General features: G+C 67.4%; 27 protein-coding genes. 14 read left to right on the top strand and 13 right to left on the bottom strand.

The annotated features are described in order from the left end of the window. The first annotated feature begins 75 nt into the window (after positions 1-75). Both truD and ABG80_RS11140 read left to right on the top strand, forming a co-directional pair. Positions 76-1,131, top strand: a complete 1,056-nt coding sequence (truD, locus tag ABG80_RS11145) for a tRNA pseudouridine(13) synthase TruD (protein ID WP_058087731.1) — start codon at positions 76-78, stop codon at positions 1,129-1,131. 147 nt (positions 1,132-1,278) lie between these two features. Next, entirely contained in the window at positions 1,279-2,418 is a 1,140-nt protein-coding gene (locus ABG80_RS11140; RefSeq protein ID WP_152987592.1) for a hypothetical protein, read from the top strand. A gap of 154 nt (positions 2,419-2,572) precedes the next feature. On the opposite strand, the gene ABG80_RS11135 is transcribed toward ABG80_RS11140, so the two are convergent. The 3 genes from ABG80_RS11135 to ABG80_RS11125 all read right to left on the bottom strand — a co-directional run bounded on the left by ABG80_RS11135 (position 2,573) and on the right by ABG80_RS11125 (position 3,500). Further along, on the bottom strand, positions 2,573-2,926 hold the full coding sequence (locus ABG80_RS11135; protein WP_058087729.1) for an RNA recognition motif domain-containing protein: 354 nt from the start codon (positions 2,924-2,926) through the stop codon (positions 2,573-2,575). A 65-nt stretch (positions 2,927-2,991) separates the two neighbouring features. Continuing rightward, positions 2,992-3,258: a translation initiation factor IF-1 gene (gene infA / locus ABG80_RS11130; RefSeq protein ID WP_058087728.1), complete on the bottom strand. Its 267-nt coding sequence runs from the start codon at positions 3,256-3,258 to the stop codon at positions 2,992-2,994. A gap of 47 nt (positions 3,259-3,305) precedes the next feature. Further along, positions 3,306-3,500 carry a hypothetical protein gene (locus tag ABG80_RS11125; RefSeq protein WP_321166054.1) on the bottom strand — a complete coding sequence of 65 codons (195 nt, stop codon included), beginning with the start codon at positions 3,498-3,500 and terminating at the stop codon, positions 3,306-3,308. Between the two features lie 396 nt (positions 3,501-3,896). Here ABG80_RS11125 and ABG80_RS11120 point away from each other — a divergent pair, with 396 nt between their 5' ends. The 11 genes from ABG80_RS11120 to ABG80_RS11070 all read left to right on the top strand — a co-directional run bounded on the left by ABG80_RS11120 (position 3,897) and on the right by ABG80_RS11070 (position 13,984). After that, positions 3,897-4,850: an AraC family transcriptional regulator gene (locus tag ABG80_RS11120; RefSeq protein WP_083506024.1), complete on the top strand. Its 954-nt coding sequence runs from the start codon at positions 3,897-3,899 to the stop codon at positions 4,848-4,850. 34 nt (positions 4,851-4,884) lie between these two features. Beyond that, the gene (locus ABG80_RS11115; protein ID WP_058087727.1) at positions 4,885-5,343 is read left to right on the top strand and encodes a (2Fe-2S)-binding protein; all 459 of its coding nucleotides are present in this window, start codon (positions 4,885-4,887) and stop codon (positions 5,341-5,343) included. 11 nt (positions 5,344-5,354) lie between these two features. Beyond that, the gene (locus ABG80_RS11110) at positions 5,355-7,616 is read left to right on the top strand and encodes a xanthine dehydrogenase family protein molybdopterin-binding subunit (RefSeq protein WP_058087726.1); all 2,262 of its coding nucleotides are present in this window, start codon (positions 5,355-5,357) and stop codon (positions 7,614-7,616) included. 9 nt (positions 7,617-7,625) lie between these two features. Further along, positions 7,626-8,600 (top strand): XdhC family protein, encoded by a 975-nt coding sequence (locus tag ABG80_RS11105; RefSeq protein ID WP_058087725.1) that lies wholly within the window; start codon positions 7,626-7,628, stop codon positions 8,598-8,600. Between the two features lie 59 nt (positions 8,601-8,659). Further along, positions 8,660-8,869: an oxidoreductase-like domain-containing protein gene (locus tag ABG80_RS11100; protein WP_058087724.1), complete on the top strand. Its 210-nt coding sequence runs from the start codon at positions 8,660-8,662 to the stop codon at positions 8,867-8,869. 398 nt (positions 8,870-9,267) lie between these two features. After that, positions 9,268-9,450: a hypothetical protein gene (locus ABG80_RS11095; RefSeq protein WP_058087723.1), complete on the top strand. Its 183-nt coding sequence runs from the start codon at positions 9,268-9,270 to the stop codon at positions 9,448-9,450. Between the two features lie 114 nt (positions 9,451-9,564). Then, positions 9,565-9,879: an RNA recognition motif domain-containing protein gene (locus ABG80_RS11090; protein WP_058087722.1), complete on the top strand. Its 315-nt coding sequence runs from the start codon at positions 9,565-9,567 to the stop codon at positions 9,877-9,879. Between the two features lie 23 nt (positions 9,880-9,902). Continuing rightward, complete coding sequence (locus ABG80_RS11085) at positions 9,903-10,616, top strand: class I SAM-dependent methyltransferase (protein WP_058087721.1); 714 nt, start codon at positions 9,903-9,905, stop codon at positions 10,614-10,616. Between the two features lie 54 nt (positions 10,617-10,670). Then, positions 10,671-11,285, top strand: coding sequence for a TetR/AcrR family transcriptional regulator (locus tag ABG80_RS11080; RefSeq protein WP_058087720.1), 615 nt, complete (start codon positions 10,671-10,673; stop codon positions 11,283-11,285). 64 nt (positions 11,286-11,349) lie between these two features. After that, positions 11,350-12,489, top strand: coding sequence for a thiolase family protein (locus ABG80_RS11075; RefSeq protein WP_058087719.1), 1,140 nt, complete (start codon positions 11,350-11,352; stop codon positions 12,487-12,489). Positions 12,490-12,550: 61 nt separating this feature from the next. Further along, a complete protein-coding gene (locus ABG80_RS11070; protein ID WP_058087718.1) occupies positions 12,551-13,984 on the top strand; it encodes an MFS transporter in 1,434 nt (477 codons plus the stop codon). A 51-nt stretch (positions 13,985-14,035) separates the two neighbouring features. On the opposite strand, the gene ABG80_RS11065 is transcribed toward ABG80_RS11070, so the two are convergent. From ABG80_RS11065 to ABG80_RS11040, 6 genes are all read right to left on the bottom strand, one after another. After that, a complete protein-coding gene (locus ABG80_RS11065) occupies positions 14,036-15,616 on the bottom strand; it encodes a sialidase family protein (protein ID WP_152987591.1) in 1,581 nt (526 codons plus the stop codon). 121 nt (positions 15,617-15,737) lie between these two features. Further along, on the bottom strand, positions 15,738-17,171 hold the full coding sequence (locus tag ABG80_RS11060) for a DEAD/DEAH box helicase (protein WP_083506019.1): 1,434 nt from the start codon (positions 17,169-17,171) through the stop codon (positions 15,738-15,740). A gap of 32 nt (positions 17,172-17,203) precedes the next feature. Beyond that, a complete protein-coding gene (gene dbpA, locus ABG80_RS11055) occupies positions 17,204-18,655 on the bottom strand; it encodes an ATP-dependent RNA helicase DbpA (protein ID WP_083506018.1) in 1,452 nt (483 codons plus the stop codon). Positions 18,656-18,701: 46 nt separating this feature from the next. Then, positions 18,702-19,580 (bottom strand): transglutaminase-like domain-containing protein, encoded by an 879-nt coding sequence (locus tag ABG80_RS11050; protein WP_058087740.1) that lies wholly within the window; start codon positions 19,578-19,580, stop codon positions 18,702-18,704. A 93-nt stretch (positions 19,581-19,673) separates the two neighbouring features. After that, positions 19,674-19,955, bottom strand: a complete 282-nt coding sequence (locus tag ABG80_RS11045; RefSeq protein WP_058087716.1) for a DUF427 domain-containing protein — start codon at positions 19,953-19,955, stop codon at positions 19,674-19,676. A 63-nt stretch (positions 19,956-20,018) separates the two neighbouring features. Further along, positions 20,019-20,681 carry a DsbA family oxidoreductase gene (locus tag ABG80_RS11040; RefSeq protein ID WP_058087715.1) on the bottom strand — a complete coding sequence of 221 codons (663 nt, stop codon included), beginning with the start codon at positions 20,679-20,681 and terminating at the stop codon, positions 20,019-20,021. A gap of 88 nt (positions 20,682-20,769) precedes the next feature. On the opposite strand from ABG80_RS11040, the gene ABG80_RS11035 reads away from it, so the two are divergent. Further along, positions 20,770-21,255, top strand: a complete 486-nt coding sequence (locus tag ABG80_RS11035; protein ID WP_058087714.1) for an LEA type 2 family protein — start codon at positions 20,770-20,772, stop codon at positions 21,253-21,255. 30 nt (positions 21,256-21,285) lie between these two features. On the opposite strand, the gene ABG80_RS11030 is transcribed toward ABG80_RS11035, so the two are convergent. The 4 genes from ABG80_RS11030 to ABG80_RS11015 form a co-directional block, all read right to left on the bottom strand. Continuing rightward, complete coding sequence (locus ABG80_RS11030) at positions 21,286-23,076, bottom strand: diguanylate cyclase (RefSeq protein WP_152987590.1); 1,791 nt, start codon at positions 23,074-23,076, stop codon at positions 21,286-21,288. Positions 23,077-23,139: 63 nt separating this feature from the next. Beyond that, on the bottom strand, positions 23,140-24,129 hold the full coding sequence (locus ABG80_RS11025; RefSeq protein ID WP_058087712.1) for an AraC family transcriptional regulator: 990 nt from the start codon (positions 24,127-24,129) through the stop codon (positions 23,140-23,142). A 115-nt stretch (positions 24,130-24,244) separates the two neighbouring features. Continuing rightward, positions 24,245-24,430 (bottom strand): hypothetical protein, encoded by a 186-nt coding sequence (locus ABG80_RS11020; RefSeq protein ID WP_058087739.1) that lies wholly within the window; start codon positions 24,428-24,430, stop codon positions 24,245-24,247. Positions 24,431-24,579: 149 nt separating this feature from the next. Beyond that, positions 24,580-25,785, bottom strand: coding sequence for a methyltransferase (locus tag ABG80_RS11015; protein WP_058087711.1), 1,206 nt, complete (start codon positions 25,783-25,785; stop codon positions 24,580-24,582). Between the last annotated feature and the right edge of the window lie 31 nt (positions 25,786-25,816).

Below are 25,816 nucleotides of genomic sequence, written 5' to 3'. Positions count from 1 at the left end.
CAGGAGACAATCACGCCCGGCACTGCTCCCGGCAGGCCCGACAGCCAGCCCCTATCCAAAGCCGGTGCAGCCTCCATGACCCACACGCCTTCTTACACCACCCTGCCGCAATGGCCCAACGCCTACCCGACCACCGGCGCCAGCGCCACCTTGAAGCGCCTCAACGAGGACTTCATCGTGACCGAGCTGCCGCTGCAGCTGCCATCGGGTGAAGGCGAGCACATCTGGCTGGACGTCGAGAAAAACGGCGCCAACACCGCCTACGTCGCCCAGCAACTGGCCGATGCCGCCGGCGTGCAGGAAAAGGACGTGGGCTATGCCGGCCTCAAGGATCGCTACGCCATCACACGCCAGTGGTTCAGCATCTACTTTCCGAGCGGCAAAACCGGCGAGACACCCGACCTGACCCAACTTCAGCACCCCGAGTTCAAGGTGCTGGGCCAGAGCCGACACATCAAGAAGCTGCGCCCCGGCGACCTGCAAGGCAATCGCTTTCGCATCGTGCTGCGTGACGTGGCCGGTGGCCTGGATGCCATGCAGGCCTTGGAAGCCAACCTCAAGGCCGTTGCCGCGCGCGGCGTGCCCAACTACTTCGGCGCCCAGCGTTTCGGCTTTGATGGCGGCAACATCGAGCAGGGTCGGGCCATGCTGGCGCGCGAGATCCGCGTGCGCAACCCGAAGAAAAAGGGCATCTACCTGTCTGCCGTGCGCTCCTTCGTTTTCAACGAAGTGCTGGCGATGCGCATCCAGCAGGGGCTGTGGGGCCAGAACCTGCCCGGCGACGTGATGGACGACGCAGGACGCCCCACCGGTCCCTTGTGGGGTCGGGGCCGCTTGAGCACCACCGAGCAGGCGCTGGCCCTGGAGAGCAGCGTGTCCGAACGCCACGCCACGCTTTGCGACGGCATGGAACACGCCGGCCTCGATCAGGACCGCCGCTCCCTGGTAGCACTGCCGGACGGCATGTCCTGGGAGTGGCCACAAGCCGATCAGCTGGTGCTCACGTTCGCACTGCCTGCGGGCAATTACGCCACGTCTGTCCTGGCCGAACTCCTGAGCACCACCGAACCTGAGAGGCTCAACGAGCAAGAGCCTGCGGCCCTCGAAGACGGCACTGCCTGCATGGGCTGAGTGTTGCAAAGGGCTGACCCCTTCAAGCCGCCACATGCTCTGCGCACATCCGTGAACTAGGTCTCATCACCCCGCACTTGCTTTGCGCACCCAGCGGCGTTTCGCCGTACCTTGGGATGTTCGGACTCAAGTGCCTCTCGGGTGAGCATGAAAACAGCGTTCGCGCCCATGGTCGACAAGGGGTGGCTCGTGGCCGCCTCGGTGCTGGCGTGCGCCCCTGTTTTCGCGGTCGAGACCGTGAAGCTGGAGAGGTTCCAGACGGACATCGCCATCATCGAGCAGACGGGCCAGGCCAAGTGGGTGGACGACACGACCTTGCTGGTCACCACGCCCATCGAGCCAGGCAAGTACGACCACTGGAACGCCAAGGTGGTCGCCATCGACCTGCAGGCCAAGCGCGTGACCACCATCACCCCAGCTGGATTCCTGCGGTGCGCCAACCCCCGCAAGCACTACTTCGTGGTGGCCGAGGGCAGCCACGAGAAAACCTTTTTCAGCAGGGCGTCGACCAAGCCCGATGCGGCGGACCCGCGCAACACCTACCTATACACCTGGTCGCCGACCAACAAGGCTGTCGTGCAGCGTCAGCAGCTGCCCAGCGACACCGACATCAACCCCCACATCTGCAAAGTCACCCTGCCCGCTCACACGAAAGCCATCGGACAAGAGCTCAGGCGCCAGGGCATCCTGTACTTGGACGACAAGAAGGTGCTGGTGGCCACCTCCGCGGCGCAGGCAGGCCCCAAGAGCCCCATGCAACTGGTCAACGACGGCCAGCCCCCCAAGCCGCTGGACGGGCAGATCGGCGAGATCGAGCCGACCGTGTCCTATCAGTCTCACGACAACAGCCTGCTCCTCAAGCCGGGCCAGTTCACGATCCCGGGCAAGGGCGAATCGGTCAAGGGCGAACCTGCGCTGCTCTTCTTCTCGGACCAGGACCAGCTCGTGCGGGCGCCTTTGGCAGATGAGCTCAAGGCCGATCTGCAGGCGCTGGGCCGCTCTGTCAATCGGCCATTCAACGACGCCATCCCGCCAGGTGGCGTTGCGTTCCCGGTCAAGGGCGCCACTTTGTTGCTGGTGCCCACCTTGCCCAGCGAGCTGACGGGCTTTTACCTCAAGAGAGCTGGCCAGCCACTGCGGCGCATACAGTGCTCATCGCTGCACGGCCGGTGCATCGTCCGCGAGCTCATGATCGCACCAGGCGGCTGCCACGTGGCTTACACACCCGGTGACGGTCACGACCGCTCCTTCATCTCGCTCAACTTGTGCCCACCAGAAGCGCCGTGAGCCCGCGTTCAATCGGCGCGGGTGCGCATCGGCGGCTCCTCGTTGTCGCAACGAAAACGCCACCCTGGAGGGTGGCGTCAAGGCCGCATTGTCCCTGCGGCGGGGTCAAGGCGCCTGCAAGGCGCCTCGAATCAAGCAACAGCGCGAGCCGTGCTCAGTAGCCGCGACGGCCGCCGCCGCCACCGCCGTAGCCGCCACGGTCACCACCGTAGCCGCCGCCGGAGCCACCACGGCCACCGCCGAAGCCACCCGGGCGCTCTTCGCGGGGACGTGCTTCGTTGACGACCAGGGCGCGGCCTTCGAACGATTGACCGTTCATGCCGCGGATGGCGGCTTGAGCTTCGTCACGCGAGCCCATTTCCACGAAGCCGAAGCCCTTGGAACGGCCGGTGTCACGATCCATCATGACCTTGGCCGAAGAGACCGCACCAAAGCTGGCGAAGTGTTGTTGCAGGTCGTCGTCGCGCATCGAGTAAGGCAGGTTGCCGACGTAGAGCTTGTTGTCCATGGTGGACCCTTTCAGTGCATGCCGCGGATGTCGAAGGCCCGCCGCGGCGTCAGGCCGGAACAGGATCAGAAGCGGCGGCGCGGGGGCGCAGCGGGCGCGCCGTTGGCACGCGGCTCCAGGTGACGGAAGGTGATGCGACCCTTGTTCAGGTCATACGGAGACAACTCCAGCGAAACCTTGTCGCCCGCCAGGATGCGGATGCGGTGCTTGCGCATCTTGCCGCCGGTGTAGGCGATGAGCTTGTGACCGTTTTCGAGCGTGACGCGAAAACGCGAGTCAGGCAGCACTTCGTCGACCTGTCCGCGCATCTCAATGAGTTCTTCTTTGGCCAAGGGGCAATTCCTTCAACAAACAATGGGTCAAGCGCAACCAGCCACCATCAGGCGAGCAAGGCGGGTTGGCGGAAGTAGCTCAGGCCCTGGTCCAGCGCGTAACGCGCGGCAGCTTGAGCGGAGGCAAAAAGCGGTGTGAAGCGATGCACCCGGTCGTGGCTGACGCAGCCTTGTCCACTGCGGATCGACAACGAGGCCACGAACTGGCCGGCGTCGGTCTGTCGGGTGATCGGCGAGAGCACGAAACGGCCAACCGTTCGAGCGAAATGAGGGGAATGGATCAAGCAGTTGCGGGCGCGCTGGGTTGCGCAGCCAAAGGGCCAGGCGGGTGGGCGAAGCTTGCCTGGGAGGCGTCTGCCGGACCTGGATACTGCAAGGAGGCGACTGCCGAGGGTGCGCCGCGGGGACCGCGACGGTCGACATGTGCTGCGGAGGAAAGCGAAACTGCAGCAAACGCGCGGACTATAGCAGCCTGAGCCAAAACGTGCTCATTTGTTTTGCACCTGACCGGGGCTGGCCCGCCGAACGGATGGCACGGTCCTGCGAGATCCTTGCCCGATCCTCCGGAATTGGCCGAGCACCCCACCAAGTCCGGAGCCACCGCGCTACAGTGGCCAGCCCCCACCTTTGGCACGCCCATGCCCCACACGGTCAGCCAACCACCCGGCGCTCAAAACGGCCCAGGCACCCACCCGCAGCTGCGCAGCACCCTCGCGCAGGCGGTCGCGCGCACCACGCCCGGTGAGGGCGAGACCACCACGGCCGTGCCCAACCTGCTGCTCTTTCGGCGCGAGGAGGTCACCGAGCCCTGCGCTTGCCTGATCGAGCCCAGCGTGGTGCTGGTGGTGCAAGGCACGAAGCAGGTGCTGGTGGGCGACGAGGCCTACCCCTACAACATTGACCGGTTCCTGGTCACCTCGCTGGACATGCCTGCCACGTCACAGGTGATCGACGCCAGCAGCGACCAGCCGTGCCTGGGCCTGGTGCTCAAGCTCGACTTGCAGGTGATCGCCGAGTTGATTGCGCATGGCGGCATCCGCCCCCCGGCGCAGCGGGGCTCGGACCGGGGACTGTCGCTGGGCTCGGTCACCGCGCCGCTGCTGGAGGCGTTCAAACGCCTGCTCGAGTTGATCGACGAGCCGGAAGCCATCCCGGTGCTGTCGCCGCTGATCCAGCGCGAGATCCACTTCCGGCTGTTGGGCAGCGACCAGGGTGCGCGCTTGTGGCAGATCGCCTCGGTCGGCAGCCAGAGTCAGCGCATCGCCAAGGCCATTGACTGGCTCAAGCAGAACTACGCCCTGCCCCTGCGCGTGCCCGAATTGGCCGCGCGCGTGCAGATGAGCCCCTCGAGCCTGCACCACCACTTCAGGCAACTGACGGCCATGAGCCCACTGCAGTACCAGAAATCGCTGCGGCTGCACGAGGCGCGGCGCCTGATGCTCAGCGAACAGCTGGACGCAGCCAGCGCGGCCTTCCGCGTGGGCTACGAAAGCCCCTCGCAGTTCAGCCGCGAGTACAGCCGGCACTTCGGCTCACCGCCCAGGCGCGACATCGACACCCTCTTGCTGCGGCACACACCGGCCGCAGCCTGACCCACCAGCCCCCATTCCCCCCAAGGAGCCCCGCATGATCAACCTGAATGTGAACGGCCGGGCCACGCCCGTGGACGTCGACGCCGACACCCCGCTGCTGTGGGTGCTGCGTGACACCCTGGAGATGACCGGCACCAAGTACGGCTGCGGCATGGCCATGTGCGGCTCTTGCACCGTGCACGTTGACGGCCAGGCCGTGCGCTCTTGCGTGACGCCCGTGTCCGCCGTGGCCGGCCGCAAGGTGGTGACCATCGAAGCGATGGAGGACCAGCGCGTGGGCCGCGCGGTGCAGGAGGCCTGGAAGAAGCTGGACGTGGTCCAGTGCGGCTACTGCCAGTCGGGCCAGGTCATGAGTGCCGTCGCGCTGCTGTCGAAGAACCGCAAGCCGAGCGACGCCGACATCGATGCCGCCATGGCGGGCAATGCCTGCCGCTGCGCCACTTACGTGCGCATCCGAGCCGCCATCCACGAAGCGGCCAAAGCCCTGGCCTGAGGAGAAAGACCATGCGCTTCATCAACCGCTTTGCCCAAAGCCTCGCTCACACCACGCCAGTGCGCATCGAAAACGACAGCCGCCGCCGCTTCCTGCAAGGCGGTGCTGGTCTGACGCTGGCGCTTTACCTGCCCGGTGCCTTGCCCGTCGCGCAAGCCGCGTCCACGGCGGCCCCCGGCATGACCGCAAGCGGCGCCACCCCGAGCGCACCCGCCTTCGAGCCCAACGCCTTCGTGCGCATCGGCACCGATGGCGTGGTCACCGTCGTCTCCAAGCACATCGAGATGGGCCAGGGCACCTACACCGGCATCGCCACGCTGGTGGCCGAAGAGCTGGACGCCGCCTGGCCGATGGTGAAGGTCGAAGGCGCGCCGGCCGATCCGAGCCGCTACAACAACCTGCTGTTCGGGCCCATGCAGGGCACGGGCGGCAGCACCGCCATGGCCAATTCCTGGCTGCAGATGAGGCAGGCCGGTGCCACGGCTCGCGCCATGCTGGTGGCCGCCGCCGCACAAAGCTGGGGCGTACCAGCGGCCGAGGTGCGGGTGTCTGAAGGCGTGGTCTCGCACCCGGGCAGCGGCCGCAAGGCTGGCTTCGGTGAGCTGGCCGAGGCGGCATCCAAGCAAGCCGTGCCCACGGAGGTCAAGCTCAAGGAACCCAAAGACTTCAAGCTGATCGGCAAGCGCGCGGCGCGCAAGGACTCGGCAGAGAAGGTCAATGGCCGTGCCCGCTTCACGCAGGACGTGCACCTGCCCGGCATGCTGACCGCCGTGGTCGCCCACCCGCCGCGCTTTGGCTCGAAGGTCAAATCGTTTGACGCTTCCAAGGCCCTGGCCGTCAAGGGCGTGGTCGAAGTCGTTCAGATCCCCAATGGCGTGGCCGTGCTGGCCAAGGACACCTGGTCGGCCAAGAAGGGCCGCGATGCGCTCACCGTCGACTGGGACGACTCGAACGCCTTCCGCCTGGGCAGCGACGAGATCTTCGCCAGGTACCACGAGCTGGCCAAGCAGCCCGGCGCGGTGGCGCGCAGCGAAGGCGACGTCAACGCAGCTTTCAGCCAGGCCCAGCGCACCCTGCGTGCGAGCTACGACTTTCCCTTCCTGGCGCACGCCTCCATGGAGCCGCTGAACTGCGTGGTCAAGCTCGGCCAGGGCACGTGCGAGATCTGGAACGGCGAGCAGTTCCAGAGCATCGACCAGGCGATGGTGGCGCAGCAGTTGGGCATCAAGCCCGAGCAGGTCACCATCCACATGCTGTACGCGGGCGGCAGCTTCGGGCGTCGCGCCAGCAAGGACGCCGACTATGTGCGCGAGGCCGTCAGCATCGCGCAGGCCATCCAGGGCCGCGCGCCCGTGAAGATGGTGTGGCTGCGCGAAGACGACATGAAAGGCGGCTACTACCGCCCGGCCTTCCACCACACGATCGAGGCCGCGCTGGACGCGCAGAACCGGGTCACCGGCTGGCGCCATCGCCTGGTGGGGCAGTCCATCGTGAGCGGCACGGCTTTCAACGGCATGATCAAGGACGGGATCGATCCGGTGTCGGTCGAGGGCGCGTCCAACCTGCCCTACGGCTTCCCGGCCCTGCACGTGGACCTGCACACGCCCACCGACATCGCAGTGCCTTCGCACTGGTGGCGCTCTGTGGGCTCGACCCACACGGCCCACTCCACCGAGACCTTCATCGACGAGCTGGCCGCCGCCGCCGGGCAAGACCCTGTCGCCTACCGCCTGGCCCTGCTGGGCAAGCACCCGCGCCACGCGGCTGTGCTCAAGCTCGCCGCCGAGAAGGCAGGCTGGGGCACGCCGTTGAAGAAGGGCCCCAAGGGTGTGCGGCGAGGCCGAGGCGTGGCCGTGCACGAATCCTTCGGCTCGTACGTGGCCGAAGTGGCCGAGGTGTCGGTCAAGGCCGATGGCTCGCTGCGCGTGGACCGCGTGGTGTGCGCGGTGGACTGCGGCACCGTCGTCAACCCCGACATCGTGAGGGCGCAGGTGGAGGGCGGCGTGGGCTTCGCGTTGACGGCCGCCCTGTACGGCGGCATCACACTCAAGGACGGCCTGGTAGAGCAGTCGAACTTCCACGACCAGCCGCTGCTGCGCATCAACGAAATGCCGCGCGTGGAGGTGCACATCGTGCCCTCGAGCGAGAAGCCCACAGGCATTGGCGAGCCCGGCGTGCCGCCGCTGGCACCGGCTGTGGCCAACGCCATCGCGCAAGCGACCGGCAAGCGCGTGCGCAACCTGCCCATCCGTCCCGACACCCTGAAGGCCTGAGCCCCCGACATGGACAGCGTTGACCTGCAAGTGCTGGCCACGGCCCGGACATGGGCCGCCGCCGGCCACCGCCTGGCCTGGGTGACCGTGGTGCGCACCTGGGGCTCGGCCCCCCGCCCCCCGGGCTCGTGGCTGGTGGTTCGCGACGACGGCTTGATCGAAGGTTCGGTCTCGGGTGGCTGCATCGAAGACGACCTGGTGGCGCGCATGCGCGAGGGCCGGATGCTGGGCGAACGCCCCTTTACCCTGAGCTATGGCGTCACCCAGGAAGAGTCCGCGCGCATCGGCCTGCCCTGCGGCGGCACGCTGGAGCTGGTGGTCGAGCCCGACCCCAGCGCGTCGCTGCTGCAGGCGCTCAGCGAGCGCCTGGGCCGGCGTCAGCTCACGCTCAAGCACGTGGACCTGGCGCTGGGCACCACGACGCTGTCTGACGCCCCACGCGGCGCCACCATGCATTGGGATGGCGAACAGCTGCGCACCGTGCATGGCCCGCAATGGCGCCTGCTGGTCATCGGTGCGGGCCAGATATCACGCTACCTGGCCCAGATGGCCCTGGCGTTGGACTACGAGGTCATCGTGTGCGACCCCCGTGAAGAGCACAGCGCCGGCTGGGACGTGGCCGGCACGAAGCTGGTTCACACCATGCCCGATGACACCTTGCTGGCGATGCAGCCCGATGCGCGTTGCGCCGTGGTGGCACTGACGCACGACCCCAAGCTCGACGACATGGTGTTGCTCGAAGCCCTGAAGTCCCCGGCTTTCTACGTGGGGGCGGTGGGGTCTCGGCTGAACAACGAACGCCGCAAGGAACGCCTGGTCACTCACTTCGAGCTCGCGCCCGAGGAGATCGGACGGCTGCACGGACCCGTTGGCCTGAACATCGGCAGCCACACGCCGCCCGAAATCGCGGTGTCCATCGTGGCCGAGATGGTGGCGGTGCGCAACGGCATGCTCAGCGCGGTGCGCACTCAACTCGACGCCTGAGCCCGGCCCTCGGCGCACGGTGGGCCAAGCATGCACGCCTCCTGCGAGACAATGTGCGCATGACGCCCGAGAACGCCGATTCGAACCACGACCCGATGCCCGAGCCCCCCGAGCCGCCAGACATCAATGCGTGCTGCGGCAGTGGCTGCGACCCTTGCATCTTCGACGCGCACGACATGGCGATGGACGCCTACCGCCAGGCGCTGCGTGCCTGGCAGGCGCGGCAGATGGGCAACGGAGCACGCCCCAGCGCCCCACTTTCGAGCTGATTGAAAATAAACCAGCAAGTTTTTCACTTCGCTGCTACAGTCCGCGCACTCGCTGCCGTTTCGCTTACCTCCGCAGCCGTTTGTCGCCATGCGCACCCCGCCAGGGTTGCGCCTCGCTCCTCAGCAGGGCTGACCCCATCGCGCGGTCACCTGCCTCCCCAGGCAAGCTTCGTCTGGTTCACCGATCCCGCTCGCCCGTGCTCCACGGGTGCTTCACGCAAGCCGGATCCTGATCTGCCCCCGTTGACCCGGCATCGCTGTCGGCCACGTTGTTCGTGGTCATCGGCTCGCATGCCTTGCTTGTGCCTTGCGAAGCCGCTTCGCACAGCCTGACCTGATTTCACTTGAACGACCTCTCATTGCTCCGACGCCAGGTTGGCAGGTTCCTCCTGTCACCTGTGACCCGTCAAACCGATTGCGGCCAATACGCCGCCTCCTTGTCCATCCGCAGCGGCCAGGGCTCGGCCACCCATGACAGGGTGTTCCGCTTCATCCCGCTGTTCTCCACGCCTTTGGCCGCTCAGCAGTACGCGCTGGCACAAGGCATGGGCTACCTCCGTCAAACCTCGCTGCCCGCCTGAATTCAGGCAGGCCGCGCTGACATCCACAACGCCCAGCCAGGGCAAGCAACGAATGGCCTGAAACTGCCGCAGCAGGCCAACTCGAATCAACGCGGTGTTCACTGAAAGTCTCAAATGGAAAGCAAACTCTACGTCGGCAACCTGCCTTACTCGATGCGCGACGACGACCTGCAACAGCACTTCGCCGAGTTCGGCCAGGTCTCTTCGGCCAAGGTCATGATGGACCGCGACACCGGCCGTTCCAAAGGTTTCGGCTTTGTGGAAATGGGCTCGGGCAACGAAGCCCAAGCCGCCATCCGCGGCATGAACGGCCAGTCGTTTGACGGTCGCGCCCTGGTGGTCAACGAAGCCCGTCCTCGCGAAGAGCGCTCGGGCGGCTTCGGCGGTGGTGGCCAAGCTGGCTACCGCGGCGGTCGCAGCAGCTACTGATCGCCACCCGGATCGTTCTGAGGATGTCTTCGTCCAACTCACCGGGCTACCAGACTCAACAGTCGTGCGTGGTCATCCGGGGTGGCCATGACCTCCAGATCCGATCCCTGCTCGATCGACAGCAATACGCCGACCCACACGGGGAGGCGGCTGCTTCGGGCTTCTCAGCTGCCAACTGGCCGCTGTTTGGCGTGCTGTGGCCTTCGAGCCTGCAGCTGGCCGCGCACATGCTGACGCGGCCCTTGACACCAGGCGAGCGCATCCTCGAAGTGGGGTGCGGCCTCGGCCTGGCCAGCCTGGTCTGCCATCGACGGGGCGACGACGTCACCGCGTCCGACGCGCACCCGCTGGCCCTGAGCTTCCTGGCTGAAAACGTTCAGCTCAACGACCTGATGCCCCTGCCCTACCGGCACGGCGATTGGGCCGCCCCCACCCACGACAACGTGCACGACCGGCATCCCGTGGTGAATGGCCGTTTCGACGTGATCATGGGCAGCGACGTGCTCTACGAGCGCGACGAAGCCGGCAACCTGGCGCGTTTCATCGAGCGGCACGCGTGGCCCACGGCTGAAGTCATCATCGTCGACCCCAACCGGGGCAACCGATCCGCTTTCAGTCGGCGCATGCGCGAACAGGGCTTCGAACTGAACGAGAGCACCCTGAGCACACCTGAGGCCGATGGCCTGCCGTATCGGGGACGGCTGCTGCGGTATTCGCGCGGCTGCACAAGCACCTGACCACGGCACCCACTGATTTGACATGACCCAATACCTACCTTACAGTAGGTAGCCATGAGCAACGTCCACGCCACCCGTTCTGACCGCCGCCCCGACACGCGCAGCGAGATCGTTCGCACGGCCAGGCGCCTGCTGTTGTCGCACTCCTACCTGGGCCTGAACTTCCAGGAACTCGCCGACCGCATCGGCATCCGCAAGGCCAGCCTGTACCACCACTTCCCGTCGAAGCTGGCGGTGGGCCAGGCGGTGATCGACGACAGCGCTCAGCGCTTTCAGCGCTGGTCCGACACCATCGACCACCTGCCTGCGGCGCAACAGCTGCAAGCCTATGTGCAAATGCTGCGCGGCGCCTTGGCCGAGGGGGGCATGGTCTGCCCGATCGGGGCCACCGCAGGCGAGTGGGAGGGGCTCGAGCCTGAATTGCAGGACACCGTCAAGCGCTTTCACTTGCAGCAACTGGCCTGGCTGGAAGCGCGTGCCGCGCGGCTGCCCAAGCCTTCGTCGCCACAGTCGGTCTGCGGTGCCGTTTCGCCACGGCAGTGGGCCGCCCACTTCAACGCCACCTGCCAGGGCGCGCTGCTGAACGCGCGGCTGCACGGCGACCTGGCGCTCTATGACCTGTCCGTCGCGCCCCTGTTGAACCAGTTCGCGTCTTCGCCGCAAGCGTGACGCACCCGCCCGGCCTCGCGCCGGGATTTCTCCGCCCCACAACCTACCAACCAGAAGGTAGATCATGAAAGCCGTCATCGTCGCCTACGCCCGCACCCCCTTCCACTTCGCCCGCAAGGGCGCGCTGGCAGCCACCCGCCCCGAAGACCTGCTGGCCACCGCCATCCGTGGCGTGCTGGCCAAGGCACCTGTGCCACACGAGGCCATCGAGGACGTGATCGCGGGCTGCGCCTACCCCGAAGGACCGCAGGGCAACAACATCGCCCGCATCGCGGCCTCCATGGCAGGCCTGCCCAATTCGGTCAGCGCCATGACGGTCAACCGCTTCTGCGGCTCGTCGATGACGGCAGTGCACCTGGCTGCCGCGCAGATCGAAGCCGGCATTGGCGAAGCCTACGTGTGCGCCGGCGTCGAGTCGATGACGATGGTGCCGCAGGGCGGACTCACCTTCGACCCGCACCCGGGTTTGGTGCAAGCCGGCACCGACCTGTACATGCCCATGGGCCAGACGGCAGAAAACGTGGCAGAGCGCTGGGCTGTCAGCCGCAGCGACCAGGAAATGCTGGCGCTGGCCTCGCACCAAAAGGCCGCTGCGGCCCGCGCCAACGGCTTGCTGCGCGATGAGCTCGTGTCGGTCACCACGCCCACAGGTGAGGTGGTCAGCGAAGACGGCTGCATCCGCCCGCAGACCACGCTGGAGGCGCTGGCGTCCCTCAAGCCGGCCTTCCGCCACGATGGCGTGGTGACGGCCGGCACCTCGTCGCCGCTCACCGATGGGGCCGCGGCGGTGATGGTCGTGCACGAGGACTTCGCTCGGCGCCACGGGCTCAAGCCGCTGGCGCGCATCGTGTCGTGCGCGTCGGCCGGCGTCGACCCCGACGTGATGGGCATCGGGCCGGTGCCAGCCACGCGCAAGGCCCTGGCTCGGGCGGGCCTGACAGCGGCCGACCTCGACGTGGTCGAGATCAACGAGGCCTTCTCGTCTCAGGCGCTGGCTTGCATCCGCGAGCTGGGTCTGCGCCCCGAGGCCGTCAACCTCGATGGTGGCGGCCTGGCCATCGGGCACCCGCTGGGCGCCACGGGTGCACGCATCACCGGCAAGGCCGCGGCCCTGCTGCAACGCACGAAGGGCCGCTACGCGCTGGCCACGCAGTGCATTGGTGGCGGCCAGGGCGTGGCCACGTTGCTCGAGAACCTGGGCTGACGCGCTAAGCCGCCCTACGTCAAACCTCCCGCAGCCCGAACAAGCACCAGGAACGCGAACCATGGCCACTTCTATGACACCCGCCACGACCGTGCCCGCCGCATCGCCACACGGTGAACACGTGGGCCCGCCCACCCACGCAGCCTCGCCCTGGCCCGTGTTTTTCACGGCCTGCATCGCGGTGTTCCTGGTGTCCGTCGACGCGACCGTTTTGTTCGCTGCCTTCGCGGCGCTGCGCCTGAGCTTCGCGGGCACCTCGGCCGCCGACCTGTCGTGGGTGCTCAACGCCTACACCGTGCTCTACGCCGCCTTGCTGGTGCCCGCCGGTCGCCTGGCGGACACGCACGGCCGCCGTCGCATGTTCATCGCCGGCACAGGCCTGTTCATGCTGGCCTCGCTCGCCTGTGGCCTGGCCTCCGACGTGACCATGCTGGTGGCTGCTCGCTCGGTGCAGGCCGTGGGCGCCGCCGTGCTCACGCCCGCCTCGCTGTCCATCGTGCTGGGGGCGTTTCCGGCGTCGCGTCGCGCCGTTGCGGTGAGCCTTTGGGGCGCCGTGGGTGGGCTGGCCGCTGCGCTGGGGCCGAGCCTCGGGTCGCTGTTGGTCGACACATTGGGTTGGCGCTGGGCCTTCTTCATCAACGTGCCGCCCGCGCTGTGGGCCATCTGGCGCGCGAGACGCCGCCTGCCAGTCGATGCCGTCACCTCAGGCGCGGGGCAGATCGACTTCCTTGGGGTGGCGTTGCTGGTGCTGGGCATGGGCGGGCTCACTGCGGGCGTGGTGGCCACCGAAAGCCACACCTGGCACCAGCCTCAAGTCTGGCTGGCTGCGCTCACCGGAGCTGCATCCTTGCTGGCCTTCGTGCGGTGGGCACGCCGACATCCGGCCCCCGCCCTCGACCTGAGCTTGTTCGCCAACCGCACGTACAGCGCGGTGAACCTGGCCACGCTGGTCTTCGGCATCGCTTTCTCGATGATGTTCTTCGGCTTCTTCTTTTTCATGACCGGCATCTGGCACTACAGCCTGCCGCAAGCCGGATTGGCCATCACGCCGGGGCCTTTGATGGTCATCCCGGTGGCGATGCTGGCGGGACGCATCGCCGCGAGCGCAGGGCATCGACCTTTGCTGGTGACCGGTTGCCTGCTGGTGGCATCGGGCGGTGTCTGGCAAGCCACCGTGCCGGGGTTGCAGCCTCACTACCTGCTGCACTGGCTACCCGGCCAACTGCTCACAGGCGTGGGCGTGGGCCTGGCCTTGCCATCGTTGTCAGGGGCGGCCGTGGCGAGCCTGGGCCCGGCACACTTCGGGGCAGGCAGCGCGGTGAACCAGGCCATGCGGCAGTTCGGCAGCGTGGTCGGCGTGGCGCTCACCGTCGTGCTGCTGGGCGACCCGAGTTTGCAACTGGCCTCGTTCCAGCGCCTGTCATGGGTGTACTCGGGTCTGGCCTGCCTGACGGCGTTGCTGTGCTTGCCGGTGCGAACAAAGCCGAAGGCGTGAGGGCGCGTGCATCGGATTGGCGGCACAAGGCCCAATCACCGCCAAGATCAATCACCGAACCTGCGCGGAGAACACCTCGGAACCAGAGGGCTCGTACTCCACCCGCCAGAACGCCTCCCAGCCCCTTTCGGCGCTGTGCTTCACATGGCGGTTGTCCGGCAAGACCATGCCATTGCGCAGCCCCCACGGGAAATGTCGATGGCGCTTGTTGGCCTGAAGCAGGTGCTCCGTCCATGACAACCCCTCCGTCCTGGCCAGGTAAGTGTCGAAGACACCGTCTCGCTCCACAAAGGCCAGCACGCCGACCTCCGAGACCGTCTCACTGGCCTGCACGGCCAGCCCCACCACCCGCTTGCCAGCCAAGGTCGCCATGGTCACCGGGCTCCAGGAGGCGCCGTCAGAGGTGCTGGTCACGAACAAGCGTGGATCGGCATCGGCGACCCGTCCAGAACCATCCAAGGTCCCGAGCAGCACGGCTCGCCCATCGGGGGTCAACTTCAGGAACAGGTCTTCAATGAAAGTGATGTCGTTGTAAGCCGCACCTGCGCGATACAGGTACAGGACTTGCCGCGCGCTGCTCCATTGTCCGGCGGGCGAGCGCAGGGCCGCGAAAATCTGTCTGTTGTCGCCCCAGGCCAAGGCGACGTGCCCTGCCTGGTTGGTGTCCACCAGGATTTGCCAATGGGTCGCTGACGGCAGGTCCGACTCCACGACGTGGACCGAAGGGGACCAAGCATTTCCGTCGAACTCGCTGACGGCGATGGCGCGTGCGTAATGTGAGAAGCGCGACTGCAATCGAGCCACGGCGAGCAACTTGCCATTGGGCAATTTGGCAGCCATGGCCTCTCCAGTTGGAACCCAATCCGGATCGTTGGCGAAGGAACGCGTGTCCAGAGCAACCCCTCGCTCAGCGTCGAACGACATCAGCCGAAGGTGCTCACCCGATTCCGGTGTCGTCACAGACTTCAAAGCACTGCCGTTTCCGGCTTCGTCCCAGAAGTCGATGGAGAGGTGCGCGATGCCACCTGCGGTGGCCGACTGCCACTGCCCCGCGGTCAGCACCCACGTCCCGGTCTGCGGATTTGTCGCGGCCACTCGAAGCAAGCCCGAAGGCGACAAAGCGATGTTGTTGAAGACGGTCGAGGCGCTCACGGGAGCGATTTGTTCACCAGAATCTGTCCCTGGGCCGATCACGCGGGCCACTGTGGGAGCGCTACCTGCCAGCGTGTTGTCTTCGTGCTCCCAGGTCGCTGCCACATGGTCACCCGCAAAGAACAGCCGGATCATGTCCGGCTGCCACGCGGAAGACGTCATCCAGGTTCTTGCAGGCAACCAACCCTGCGTGCCAAGTTCGCGAGAAACGATGGACGCGGACCGTGCCGCCCCCTGGGCCAGCCACAAGCGCTGTCCATGCTGTTGGAAAGTGGACGACGTGGAGGGTGACTGGATCGCCAGGATGAACGCATCGGTGGCCAACGATCTGACCGAGACGGATGCCGACTGTGGCTGCGGTTGCGGCGCAGGGACGTCGGAGCTCGGTGGCGCCGGATCACCACCACCGCCTCCACCACAGGCCGAAAGACACACACAAAATGCCAGCAGGGCGCTCCGCGCCCAGGTCACGTTGAACATCCTATTGCTCCCTTGCCGCTCTGCTTGAACACCTGGCGGCTGGCGCGAATGCTAACGGTGGCGCTTGGTCCTTCTTCCCCCTTGGTTGGGTGTTTTCGCGAAGTGGATTCTTGCGAGGGGCTCAGCTGTCGGACCCGCTGGCCGCCGCTTCCCGCAACTTGTCCTTCTTGCTCTTGCGCTTGCCCTTGATGCCGCCGGTGCCATGTGGATCGGTCAGCGGGTTGCGGTTCTCGGGCTCGGTCTGCTTCATCTCGAAGCCCGGCACCTGCTCACGCGCCACGCGCAGACCCTGGCGCTTTTCGATCAGACGGAAGTGCGCCTCGTTGTCGGCGTTGACAAAGCTCACGGCCACGCCACTGTGACCCGCGCGGGCGGTGCGGCCGATGCGGTGGATGTGGTCATCCGGTGAGCGGGGCAGGTCATGGTTGACCACGGCTGGCAGCGCGTCCACGTGCAAGCCGCGCGCAGCGAGGTCGGTGGCCACCACCACCTGCAGCTCGCCAGCCTTGAACGCGCGCAGCACCTCGCGGCGCGCGCCCTGGCTGGCATCGGCGTGGAAGGCCGCGGCTTGGATGCCGTGCTTTTGCAGTTTGTGGGCCACCACATCGCAGGCGTGGCGCGTGGCCACGAACACCAGCACCTGGCGCCAGCCCTCCTGCTTGATCAGGTGGCGCAGCAGCGGTGTGCGCTGGGCCGCGTCGACCTGGATGGCGCGCTGCTGGATGTCGGGCACGGACACCACCTCGGCACGCAGGTCGATGCGCACGGGCTCGTGCAGCAGTTGCTCGGCCAGGGCCTGCACGCCGGGCGCGAAGGTGGCCGAGCACAGCAGGTGCTGTCGCCGCTGGGGCAGCAGGGCCAGCACGCGCTTGAGCTCTTCTTCGAAGCCCTTGTCGAGCAGGCGGTCGGCCTCGTCGAGCACCAGGGTCTGCACGCCGTCCAGGCTCAGGGCGTTGTGCCCGATGAGGTCAAGCAAGCGACCCGGCGTGGCCACGACGATGTCGGCACCACCGCGCAAGGCCAGCATCTGCGTGTTGATGGACACGCCCCCGAACACGCAGCCCCAGCGCAGCGGCGCCTGCAGGTGCTCGGACATGTCGCGCAGGGTTTCGCCGACCTGCAGGGCCAGCTCGCGCGTGGGCACGAGCACCAAGGCTTGCGTGGGGCGTCGCTCGGGCTTGGGCGCATGCAAAGCGGCCTGCCGAGGTGCGCGCCCGGACGAGTCGCGGGCACCTCGCGCGCCTGGCCCGGCACCGGGCATGTCGGCGCGCTCCTGGCGCTGAAACGCCGCTTCGACCTGCTGCAGCAGGGGCAGCGCATAGGCGAGGGTCTTGCCCGAACCCGTCTGCGCCAGGGCCAGCACGTCGCGGCCAGCCAAGGCCGCCGGGATGGCGTCAGCCTGCACAGGGGTGGGCTCGTCCAGCTCGGCGTCGGACAGGCTTTGCAACAGCGAGGGCGACAGGCCCAGCGCGGCGAAAGTGGTGGCAGGCGTGGCCGAAGCTTCGATGGCCTGGGCCGAATCGGCCGCATCAGGCGCGTCAAGCGCTTCGGGCATTTGTGTAGCGTGGGGGTTGTTCTCGGCCTCGTTCACAGCGCCCTCACCTTCACGGACTTGCCCTTGACCTTGCCGCCTTGCAGGCCCCGCAAGGCCTTGTCGGCGATATCGCGATCCACCGCCACGTAGGTCGAAAACTCGTTGACGTTGATCTTGCCGATCTTGGCGCCCTCGAAGCCCAGGTCTTTGGTGAGCGCGCCCAGCACGTCACCGGGGCGGATCTTTTCTTTGCGGCCACCGAGGATCTGCAGCGTCACGCGCGGCGGACGCAGCGGCTCGCGTTCGGTCGAGGGCGTGAGCTCGCTCAAGGGGTGCCATTCGCTGGCGCGGCCCTGCATCTGGTCGATGCGACCCACGCGGCCCATCTCGTCCATGCTGGCCAGGCTGAAGGCCCAGCCCGACTCGCCCGCGCGGCCGGTGCGGCCCACGCGGTGGGTGTGCACTTCGACGTCGGGCGTGATGTCGACGTTGATGACGGCTTCGAGCTGCGCGATGTCCAGGCCGCGCGCCGCCACGTCGGTGGCCACGAGCACGCTGCAGCTGCCGTTGGCAAAGCGCACCAGCACCTGGTCGCGATCACGCTGGTCGAGGTCGCCATGCAACTCGAGCGCGACGATGCCCTGCGCCTGCAGCACCTCCACCAGGTCGCGGCACTGCTGCTTGGTGTTGCAGAACGCGATGGTGCTGGCCGGGCGGAAGTGGTCGAGCAGCAGGCCCACGGCGTGCAGGCGCTCGGCCTCTTTGACTTCGTAGAAGCGCTGGCGGATGCGCGAGGTGTCGTGGCGCTCGGCCAGCTTGACCTCTTGCGGATCGCGCATGAAGCGGCGCGCCAGCTTGTCCACGCCTTCGGGGTAGGTGGCCGAGAACAGCAGCGTCTGGCGTTGCTTGGGCGCCTGCGCCACCACCTGCGCGATGTCATCGGCAAAGCCCATGTCCAGCATGCGATCGGCCTCGTCGAGCACCAGGGTCTGCAGGGCTTCGAGGTTCAGCGTTTCACGCGCCAGGTGGTCGAGCACCCGGCCCGGCGTGCCCACGATGATGTGCGCGCCATGTTCCAGGCTGGCGAGCTGCGGGCGGATGGGGCTGCCTCCGCACAGGGTCACGACCTTGATGTTGTCCTCGGCGCGGGCCAGGCGGCGGATCTCGGTGGTGACCTGGTCGGCGAGTTCTCGCGTGGGACAGAGGACCAGCGCCTGCACGGCAAAGCGCCGCGGGTTCAGCGAGGTCAGCAAGGGCAGACCGAACGCCACGGTCTTGCCGCTGCCGGTCTTGGCCTGGGCGATGAGGTCCTTGCCGGCCAGGGCCAGCGGCAAGCTGGCGGCCTGGATGGGCGTCATCGACAGGTAGCCCAGGGTCTGCAGGTTCGCCTGCATGGCCTCGGACAGAGGCAGTTGCGAGAAGGAGGGGCCGCTGACGGCGGCGGGCGTGGCCAAGTTGGCGGACGCCGAGGTCGCCGGGTTGGCCGGCGAAGATGGATGGTTCATGCCGGATTATCCGGGATCCGGCCCGAAATGGGGTGCCCGGCGCGATTCAACCCCAGTGAACGGGGGCGTCGGTGGAGATGGCCTCGCTGCGGTGGCGTGGCATTTCGCTCAGGCCTTGCGCATCCTGCAATGCCCGCACCTGGATGCGCGGCGGCTGCGACTGCACCGAGCCGAAGATGGTGGCAAAAGCCACGTCGGCGGCGTCACGCCCGGTCCCGAAGCGAACAAAGCCCATGGGGATGGCCGTGCCCGAGGGGTCGAAGATGTACCAGCGCCCGCCCAGGAAGACCTCGACGTAGGCGTGGAAGTCGGTGGGGCCCAGCGCCGGATCCGCACCGAAGTCGATGCCGGTGGCAAAGCGCGCCGGGATGTTCAGCGCGCGGCACAGCGCGATCATCAGGTGGGCGAAGTCGCGGCACACGCCACGCCCCTCGTTGAGCGTGTCGATGGCCGAGGTGGCGCTGGTGGTCGTGTTGCCCTCGAACTTCACCCGGCGGCGCACCCAGTCCTGGATGGCGAGCACGCGGCTGTAGCCCTGCGGCAGGTGCCCGAACTCGGACATCACCAACGGCCCCAACAGGTCACTTTGGCAATAGCGGCTGGGGTAGATGCAGCTCAGCACCTCGGTGGGCAGGCGCGAGACCGGGGTCTCGGCGATGAGCTCGGGCGCGCAAAGGTGGTGATGCAGGTCCACCACCGCCTGGTAGCTGACCTTCAGGGGGCCAGACCAGGCGCTCAAGCGAAGGTAGCGATTGAGGCTGACGGGGTCGGTGAAGACCTGCGGCAACACGGCCTGGCTGATGTCCAGCCGTTCGCTGCGGATCACCTGGCAGCGGGTGTGTGCGCCGTGGATGTTGAAGACGAAATCTGCACCAGGGGGAGCGACCTCATAGATCAGGTCGATGGACAGTTCAATGCGGACCAAGAAAATCTCCAGGGCCACAAACCAAAGCGACCAATCATTCTTGGGCCCATTGTGGCCCATCGGTGGCCCCGGGGCCAGCGCATGGCCCGGGTTTCAGTCGGAGATGTCCACGCCGGGCATGAAAGCCACGCGCCCCTTGATCTCCTGCGCGGCCTCGGTGGGCTCGGGGTAGAACCACACGGCGTCGGGCTTCATCTCGCCGTTGACGAACAGGCTCAGCCACTGGGCCTGGCCCTTCCAGACGCAGCTGCTGCGGTGGTTGCTGAAGGTGGTGTACTCGTCTTTCAGCGCCGCGCGCGGGAAGTAGTGGTTGCCTTCGAGGGTGACGATGTCGTCGCTTTCGGCAACGACGACGCCGTTCCAGGTTGCTTTCATTTAAAGCCTTGCAAAGTGCGTGGTGAGATGGGTGCGAATGCTACGCCGGCTCAGGCCCTGTCGTCAGCCCTCGGCTGCGATCTGCCGCAAGGCCCGCACGTATGCCTCAACGGGTTGGCCGCCCGAAATCAGGTGCCGGTCGTTGACCACGACAGCGGGCACCGAGCGGATGCCCGCCTCGGCGTAGAAGGCCTGCTGCTCGCGCACCGCCTGCGCGAATTCGGCGCTGGCCAGCACCTGCGCTGCACGCGCCACATTGAGCCCCGCTTCGCCCACGGCAGCCAGCAACACGGGGTGTTCGTCCATGGCCTGACGGTGTTCGTGACAGGCCTTGAGCTGGGCCTGCTTGAGCGCGAGTTGGGCACCGGGCTGGCTTGGCGTCAGCTCGCCGGCCCAATGGAGCAGGCGGTGCGCATCGAAGGTGTTGTAGATGCGACCGCGCCCCGCCATGTTGAAGGTGAAGCCCACCTCGGCGCCGCGCTGGCGGATCACCTCACGGATCTGCGATTGCTGCGCGGGCGTGCTGCCGTACTTCTGCGTGAGGTGCTCACCGATGTCCTGCCCGCCCGGCCCCATCTTGGGGTTGAGTTCGAAGGGCTGGAAGTGGATGTCGGCAACGACCTCGTTGCACAACTCGGCCAACGCCAGCTGAAGCGACCACAGGCCCACGGCGCACCAGGGGCAGGAAACATCGGAGACGAAATCGATCTTGAGCGAAGTGGGCATGGGAATCGGCATGGGGATGGGCCAAGACAAAAGGCGGAACACTGCTTTCCTACAATGCCAGAAAACCAAACCCAGCAACGAGGAGCCCATGTCAACGATGAACCGACGCCGATGCGCGCAATGGTTGCTGCTGAGCGCCGCCACCTTGGCCATGTCCGGTTGTGCCAGCCTGCTCGATCGCGAGCCGGTGCGTGTCAACGTGGTGGGCGTCGAGCCCCTGCGAGGCGAGGGCCTGGAGGCGCGCCTGGCGCTCAAGCTGCGCATCGTCAACCCCAACGACGCGGCCATCACCTACGACGGGCTGTCGGTGTCGCTCGATGTGCGAGGCCAGCACTTCGCCAGCGGCGTGAGCAACGAGCGCGGTGAGGTGCCCCGCTTTGGCGAAGCGCTGATCACGGTGCCGGTGTCGGTGTCGGCGCTGTCGCTCGTGCGCCAGGCGCTGGACGTGGCCCGTGGCGGCAGCCCTCGCATCGATTACGTGCTCAAGGGGCGCCTGGCCGGCACGGCGTTGGGCAGCGTCGGGTTCAGCAGCAGTGGCGAGTTGGAACTGCCGGCGCAGTGGGCGCGGCCTTGAGGTTGACTGCGCCACAAACGCCCCAGCCCCTCACCCCACCCGCCCCGCCCACTCGGTCCGGTTGCGACCTTCGTGCTTGGCTCGGTACATGGCCTCGTCGGCACGGGCCATGAGGGCGTCCAGTTGCAGCCCGTGGTGAGCCGAGTCTGCCAGGCCGATGCTGACCGTCAGTCGCAACGAGGGCTGGCCCTTGCCCACGTCGATGGCCTCGGCCTCGATGGCTTCTCGCAGGCGCTCGGCGAAGGCCATGCCGGCCTCCAGCGAGCAGTGGCTGAGCAGCACCACGAACTCCTCGCCCCCCAGCCGCGCCGCGATGTCGCCCTGGCGCATGCCGCGCTGCAGCACACCTGAGACGGCCACCAGCGCCAAGTCACCTGTGGTGTGCCCGAACTGGTCGTTGACCCGCTTGAAGTGGTCCACGTCGAGCAACAACACCACCAGGCCAAAACCGTGCCGGCGGGCGCGCGCCATTTCGGCTTCGGCCGCCTCGAAGAAGGCGCGGCGGTTCTGAAGCCCGGTCAAGAAGTCGGTGGTGGACTGCTCGCGCAGGGTCTCGATGAGCTTGTCGCGCTCGCGCTCCAGATCGGCCCGCGCCAGGCTCTGCTGGCGCAAGGCCTCGATGCCCCCCATGATGGCGGCGATCTCGTCGTTGGAGCGGTGCGCTGGCAACGCCGGGCTCAGGTCGCCCCGGCCCATGGCTTGCAGCGCCTGCGCCGCCAGCGTGAGCGGCTGCACAACGCGCTGACGGATGACCAGCAGCATCACCAGCACCAAAGCCATGAGCAGGGTCGTGAGCCCGGCCAACCAGAGCAGGGACTGGCGTGAGCGTTCGCGCGCCCCGATGCTGTGCTGCTCGGCTTCCGCCAGTTGCGCGTCACGCAGCGCCACGATGGCGTCCATCTCGGGCACGTACAAGGCTGCGAACTCGGCGGGGCTCATGCCATAGCGCCCATGGGTCCGCCCCGCCTCCTGCACCCCGTTGAGCAGTTCGGCCGCGTGGCCAAAGTAGCGCTGCATCATGCGAACGTGCGCGTGGCGAACGGACTCGGACGCGGGGCTCGACTCGACCCGCAGCACCATCAGGTGACGCAGCTCGTCGATGCGTCCCGTGGCCTCATCGATGCGCTCATGCTCCGGCACCGTGAAAGGCAACTGCCGCGTCAAGGCGGGCGTGAACAGGGAGCCCAACAGCCCCGCGCGTTCACGCAACTCGGCTGCCATGCGGGCCCCCCAGACGGCGGGGGCCAGGGCCGGGTCGGCCTGCTGGGCTTCGTCGGCGAACAAGGTCATGGCCGCAGAGAGCCGGGGCACGAGGTCCACCATGGCGCTCACGGCGGCACGGATGTCTTCGCGCGATCGCTCGGTTTGCGGCCGGGCGATGAGTTGATCGACCTGCGCGCGGGCCTGGGCCAGGCTCAGGCGCAAAGCGTTGAGATCGCGCAGGGCCGCCTGGTGGCGCTGCGCCCAGGCTTCGCCAGGCTTGGCTCGGCTCAGCGCCTGCTGGTAGGCGTCGAAAGCCGCATCGGTGTTGGCGCGGGCTTTTTGGAGCTTGTCGCGCAACACCGGGTCGCCGCTTGAGCTGGGGTCGCCCAGCATGCCGTTCATGGGCCCCCGCTCCCGCGAGACCATCTCTGCCGCCACAAGTGTCACGCGCAGCTTTTGAACCGCTTGACGGGCCAGGCGGGCCTGCTCGAACTGTCGCCACTCCAGCCCCACCAGCCGCACCACCCCCACCAGCACGACCAGCACCAGTCCCACTGCGATGAGCCGGAACCAGCCGCGAAGGGTCAAACCAAGGGTAGAGGGCGCAGGAGCGGGCATGGGACAAAGCCTGGACACACACCGGACACTTTAGCCTCAACGGATGTGGACACGGCCACTGGGTCAGCGCTCCCGCCATTCACTGGGCGTGACCCCATGCCAGCGCCTGAAGGCCCGATGGAAGCAACTCGCCGAAGAAAAACCGGTCTCATCGGCGATCTGCTTGATCGGCAGCAGGCCTTCGCGCAGCAGCCGCTCTGACAGCTCCCTCTGGCAGCGCTGCACCACATCGGGCACGCTCAACTCTCGCTTGGCCAACTGGCGACGCATGCTGCGCTCGCTTTGCCCGATCAGGGATGCGAGCTCGGCTGCGTCGGGCACACGAGGCAGGGAGCGGAAGACGGCCTGACGCAGCGCCTGCACCAGGTCCAGGCGCTGATAACGGGTGGCCAGCAACGTTTCGGCCTGCAGGCGCAGGGTGTCGTAGACCACGCGGTCGTGGCCAGGCAAAGGGGCATCCAGCAACGCAGCTCGAAAGCGCAAGGTGCCCTGACTGGCGTCAAACCGGACGCGGCCCCCGAAAAGGGTTTCATAGCGGTGCACGTGAGCTGGCGCCGGATAGGGGAAGGTGCAGTCGAGGAGGTCGCTCTCCTGGCTGCCGGCACGGCGCGACAGCTGCACGCACAGCGACATCAGCCACTCCATGCGGAAGCGAAGACCGTCGGGCGTCACGCCCATGGGTCTGGCCAACAGGCAGGCCTCCTCGCCCGAAATCACCATGTCCAGCTCGGTCTCTTCCACGATGAGTGGCGAGAACATGCGGATGTCCTCGAACGCATGGCGCAGGGTGGGCGCGTGCACGATCAGCAGGGCATGCGGGCCGTAACGGGTCTGGGCCAGGCTGGTGCTGGCGGTGAAGCCATAAGCGGGGTCGCCCGTCACCGTCATGGCCGCGCGCATCAGCCCATCGAACACCGACTCGTCGATCCAGGGACCTTGTCCATCGATGTCGCGCTCATCCAGGCCGGCCAAGGCCATCGCCTCGCGAAAGGGGTGGCCATCGAGGGCCAGGGTGTCGACCAGGGTGCGGAGGTGTATCGGCGAAATCAGCATGTGGATCTGGTGCGCCGACGTGTCACATGGGTCGCTGCGCGGACCGTAGTGTGTCGCGTTCCATGCCGCCCGGATGGCTCACCCCGGGTTTACCTGCCCCCAACTCGGGACATCCCTAGTGGGGAGGGCCGCTGCCGTCGAAGTCGAGCAAGGTGGTGGCCTGCTCCAGCACGGCCCAAAGGTGCGCTGGCATTTGCAGGATGCGCTCAGGCGTGCGGGCCTGACGGACCCAGGCGCCGATCGCCTGGTGCTGGTCCGCGGTCAACAGGTTCAGCGAAAGCATCTCGTCGAGCGTTTGCATGTGGACCTCCATCGCGGACAGGGCTTCCAGACAGCCCTGGTGACCCCAATGTGCCACAGGCGCTTGGCAGGCGTCACGCGAAGTGGGTGGCGTCTGGCACACAGATGCCGCGAATGAGGGGGAGGCGCGGGAAGGCGGTGCGGCCCGGGTCAGCGGCCGATCGATTCAGGCGTTGCCACCAGTCGCCACAGGCTGGTGACCTCGGCCTTGCGCGCCTCGTGCAATGGGTCGCTGGCGTCTTGCGACTTGCGATGGCGGGGGCGGGTGTCGAGTCGCCCCGCCACACTCAGCCCCCCTTCGCGGATCCAGCCTTCGAGCTGCTCGCGCGAGCGCAGGCCCAGCCGCTCGGCGATGTCGGACAGGATGAGCCAGCCCTCGCCACCTGGCAGCAGGCGATCGGCCAGCCCGGCCAGGAAACCACGCAGCATGCGGCTGTCGGGGTCGTACACCGCCTGCTCAACGGCCGAGCTGGGCTGGCCGGGCAGCCAGGGCGGGTTGCAAACGATCAGGGCAGATCGACCGAAGCGCGCCGGGTCAGGGAAGAGATCGGCCTCAACGACCCGAACACGGTCGCTCAGGCCCAAGCGCTGCAGGTTGTCCTGCGCGCAGGCGATGGCCCGGGGGGCCAGCTCGGTGGCGATCACGTTGCCCGCGACGCGGCGCGCCAGCACCGCCGAGAGCACGCCTGTGCCGGTGCCGATGTCCCAGGCGGTGTGCACGGGATCGGTCGCCTGAAACACCGCCGGCAAGGGCGCCTGCGCCACCAGGTCCACGTACTCGCCCCGCACAGGCGAGAACACGCCATGGTGCGGATGGATGAGGTCGCCCAGCGCGGCCACCGGCACGCCCTGCTTGCGCCACTCGTGGGCCCCGATCAGGCCCTGCAGTTCGCGCAGCGACGCCACATAAGGCTCGGTGACCTCGCCATGGGCTTGGAGGCAAGCCTGACGCACATCGGGCGCGCGGCGCAGGGGCACGCTGTGGTCGGCCTCGAAGGGCAGCAGCAGCAGGCCCAGCAAGCGCGCGCGCTCGGCCTGGGCCTTGCGATGCAGGTGGTGGGCCTGGGTCAGGCCCTCAGTCGCTGGTGACCGGGCTTGGGCCGAGGCAGCCGGCTTGCGCTGCTGGCGCCGGTCCACGCGTCGGCCCAGGGCTTGCAGCATCTGGCGAGCCTGATGAAAGTCGCCCTGCCAAAGCAGCGCCGTGCCCTCGCACACCAGCTTGTAGGCGGCATCGGCAGCGAAGGTGTCATCGGCGAGCACCACGCGCTTGGGTGGCGGCACGTCGGCGAGGCTGCGCCAACGGGCGCTGCGCGGCTCGTTGCCATCGGTCCAGTGGAGGCGGGGGGCATCGGTCATCGGGCGGGATGGTACCCGGGACAGAAGCCCC

Origin of the sequence: Aquabacterium parvum (assembly GCF_001447195.1) — a bacterium.
In the GTDB taxonomy this organism is placed as follows: Bacteria; Pseudomonadota; Gammaproteobacteria; order Burkholderiales; family Burkholderiaceae_C; genus Aquabacterium; species Aquabacterium parvum.
Note: the sequence above shows the minus strand (reverse complement) of the source record. Positions and strands in the feature narration are given on the sequence as shown.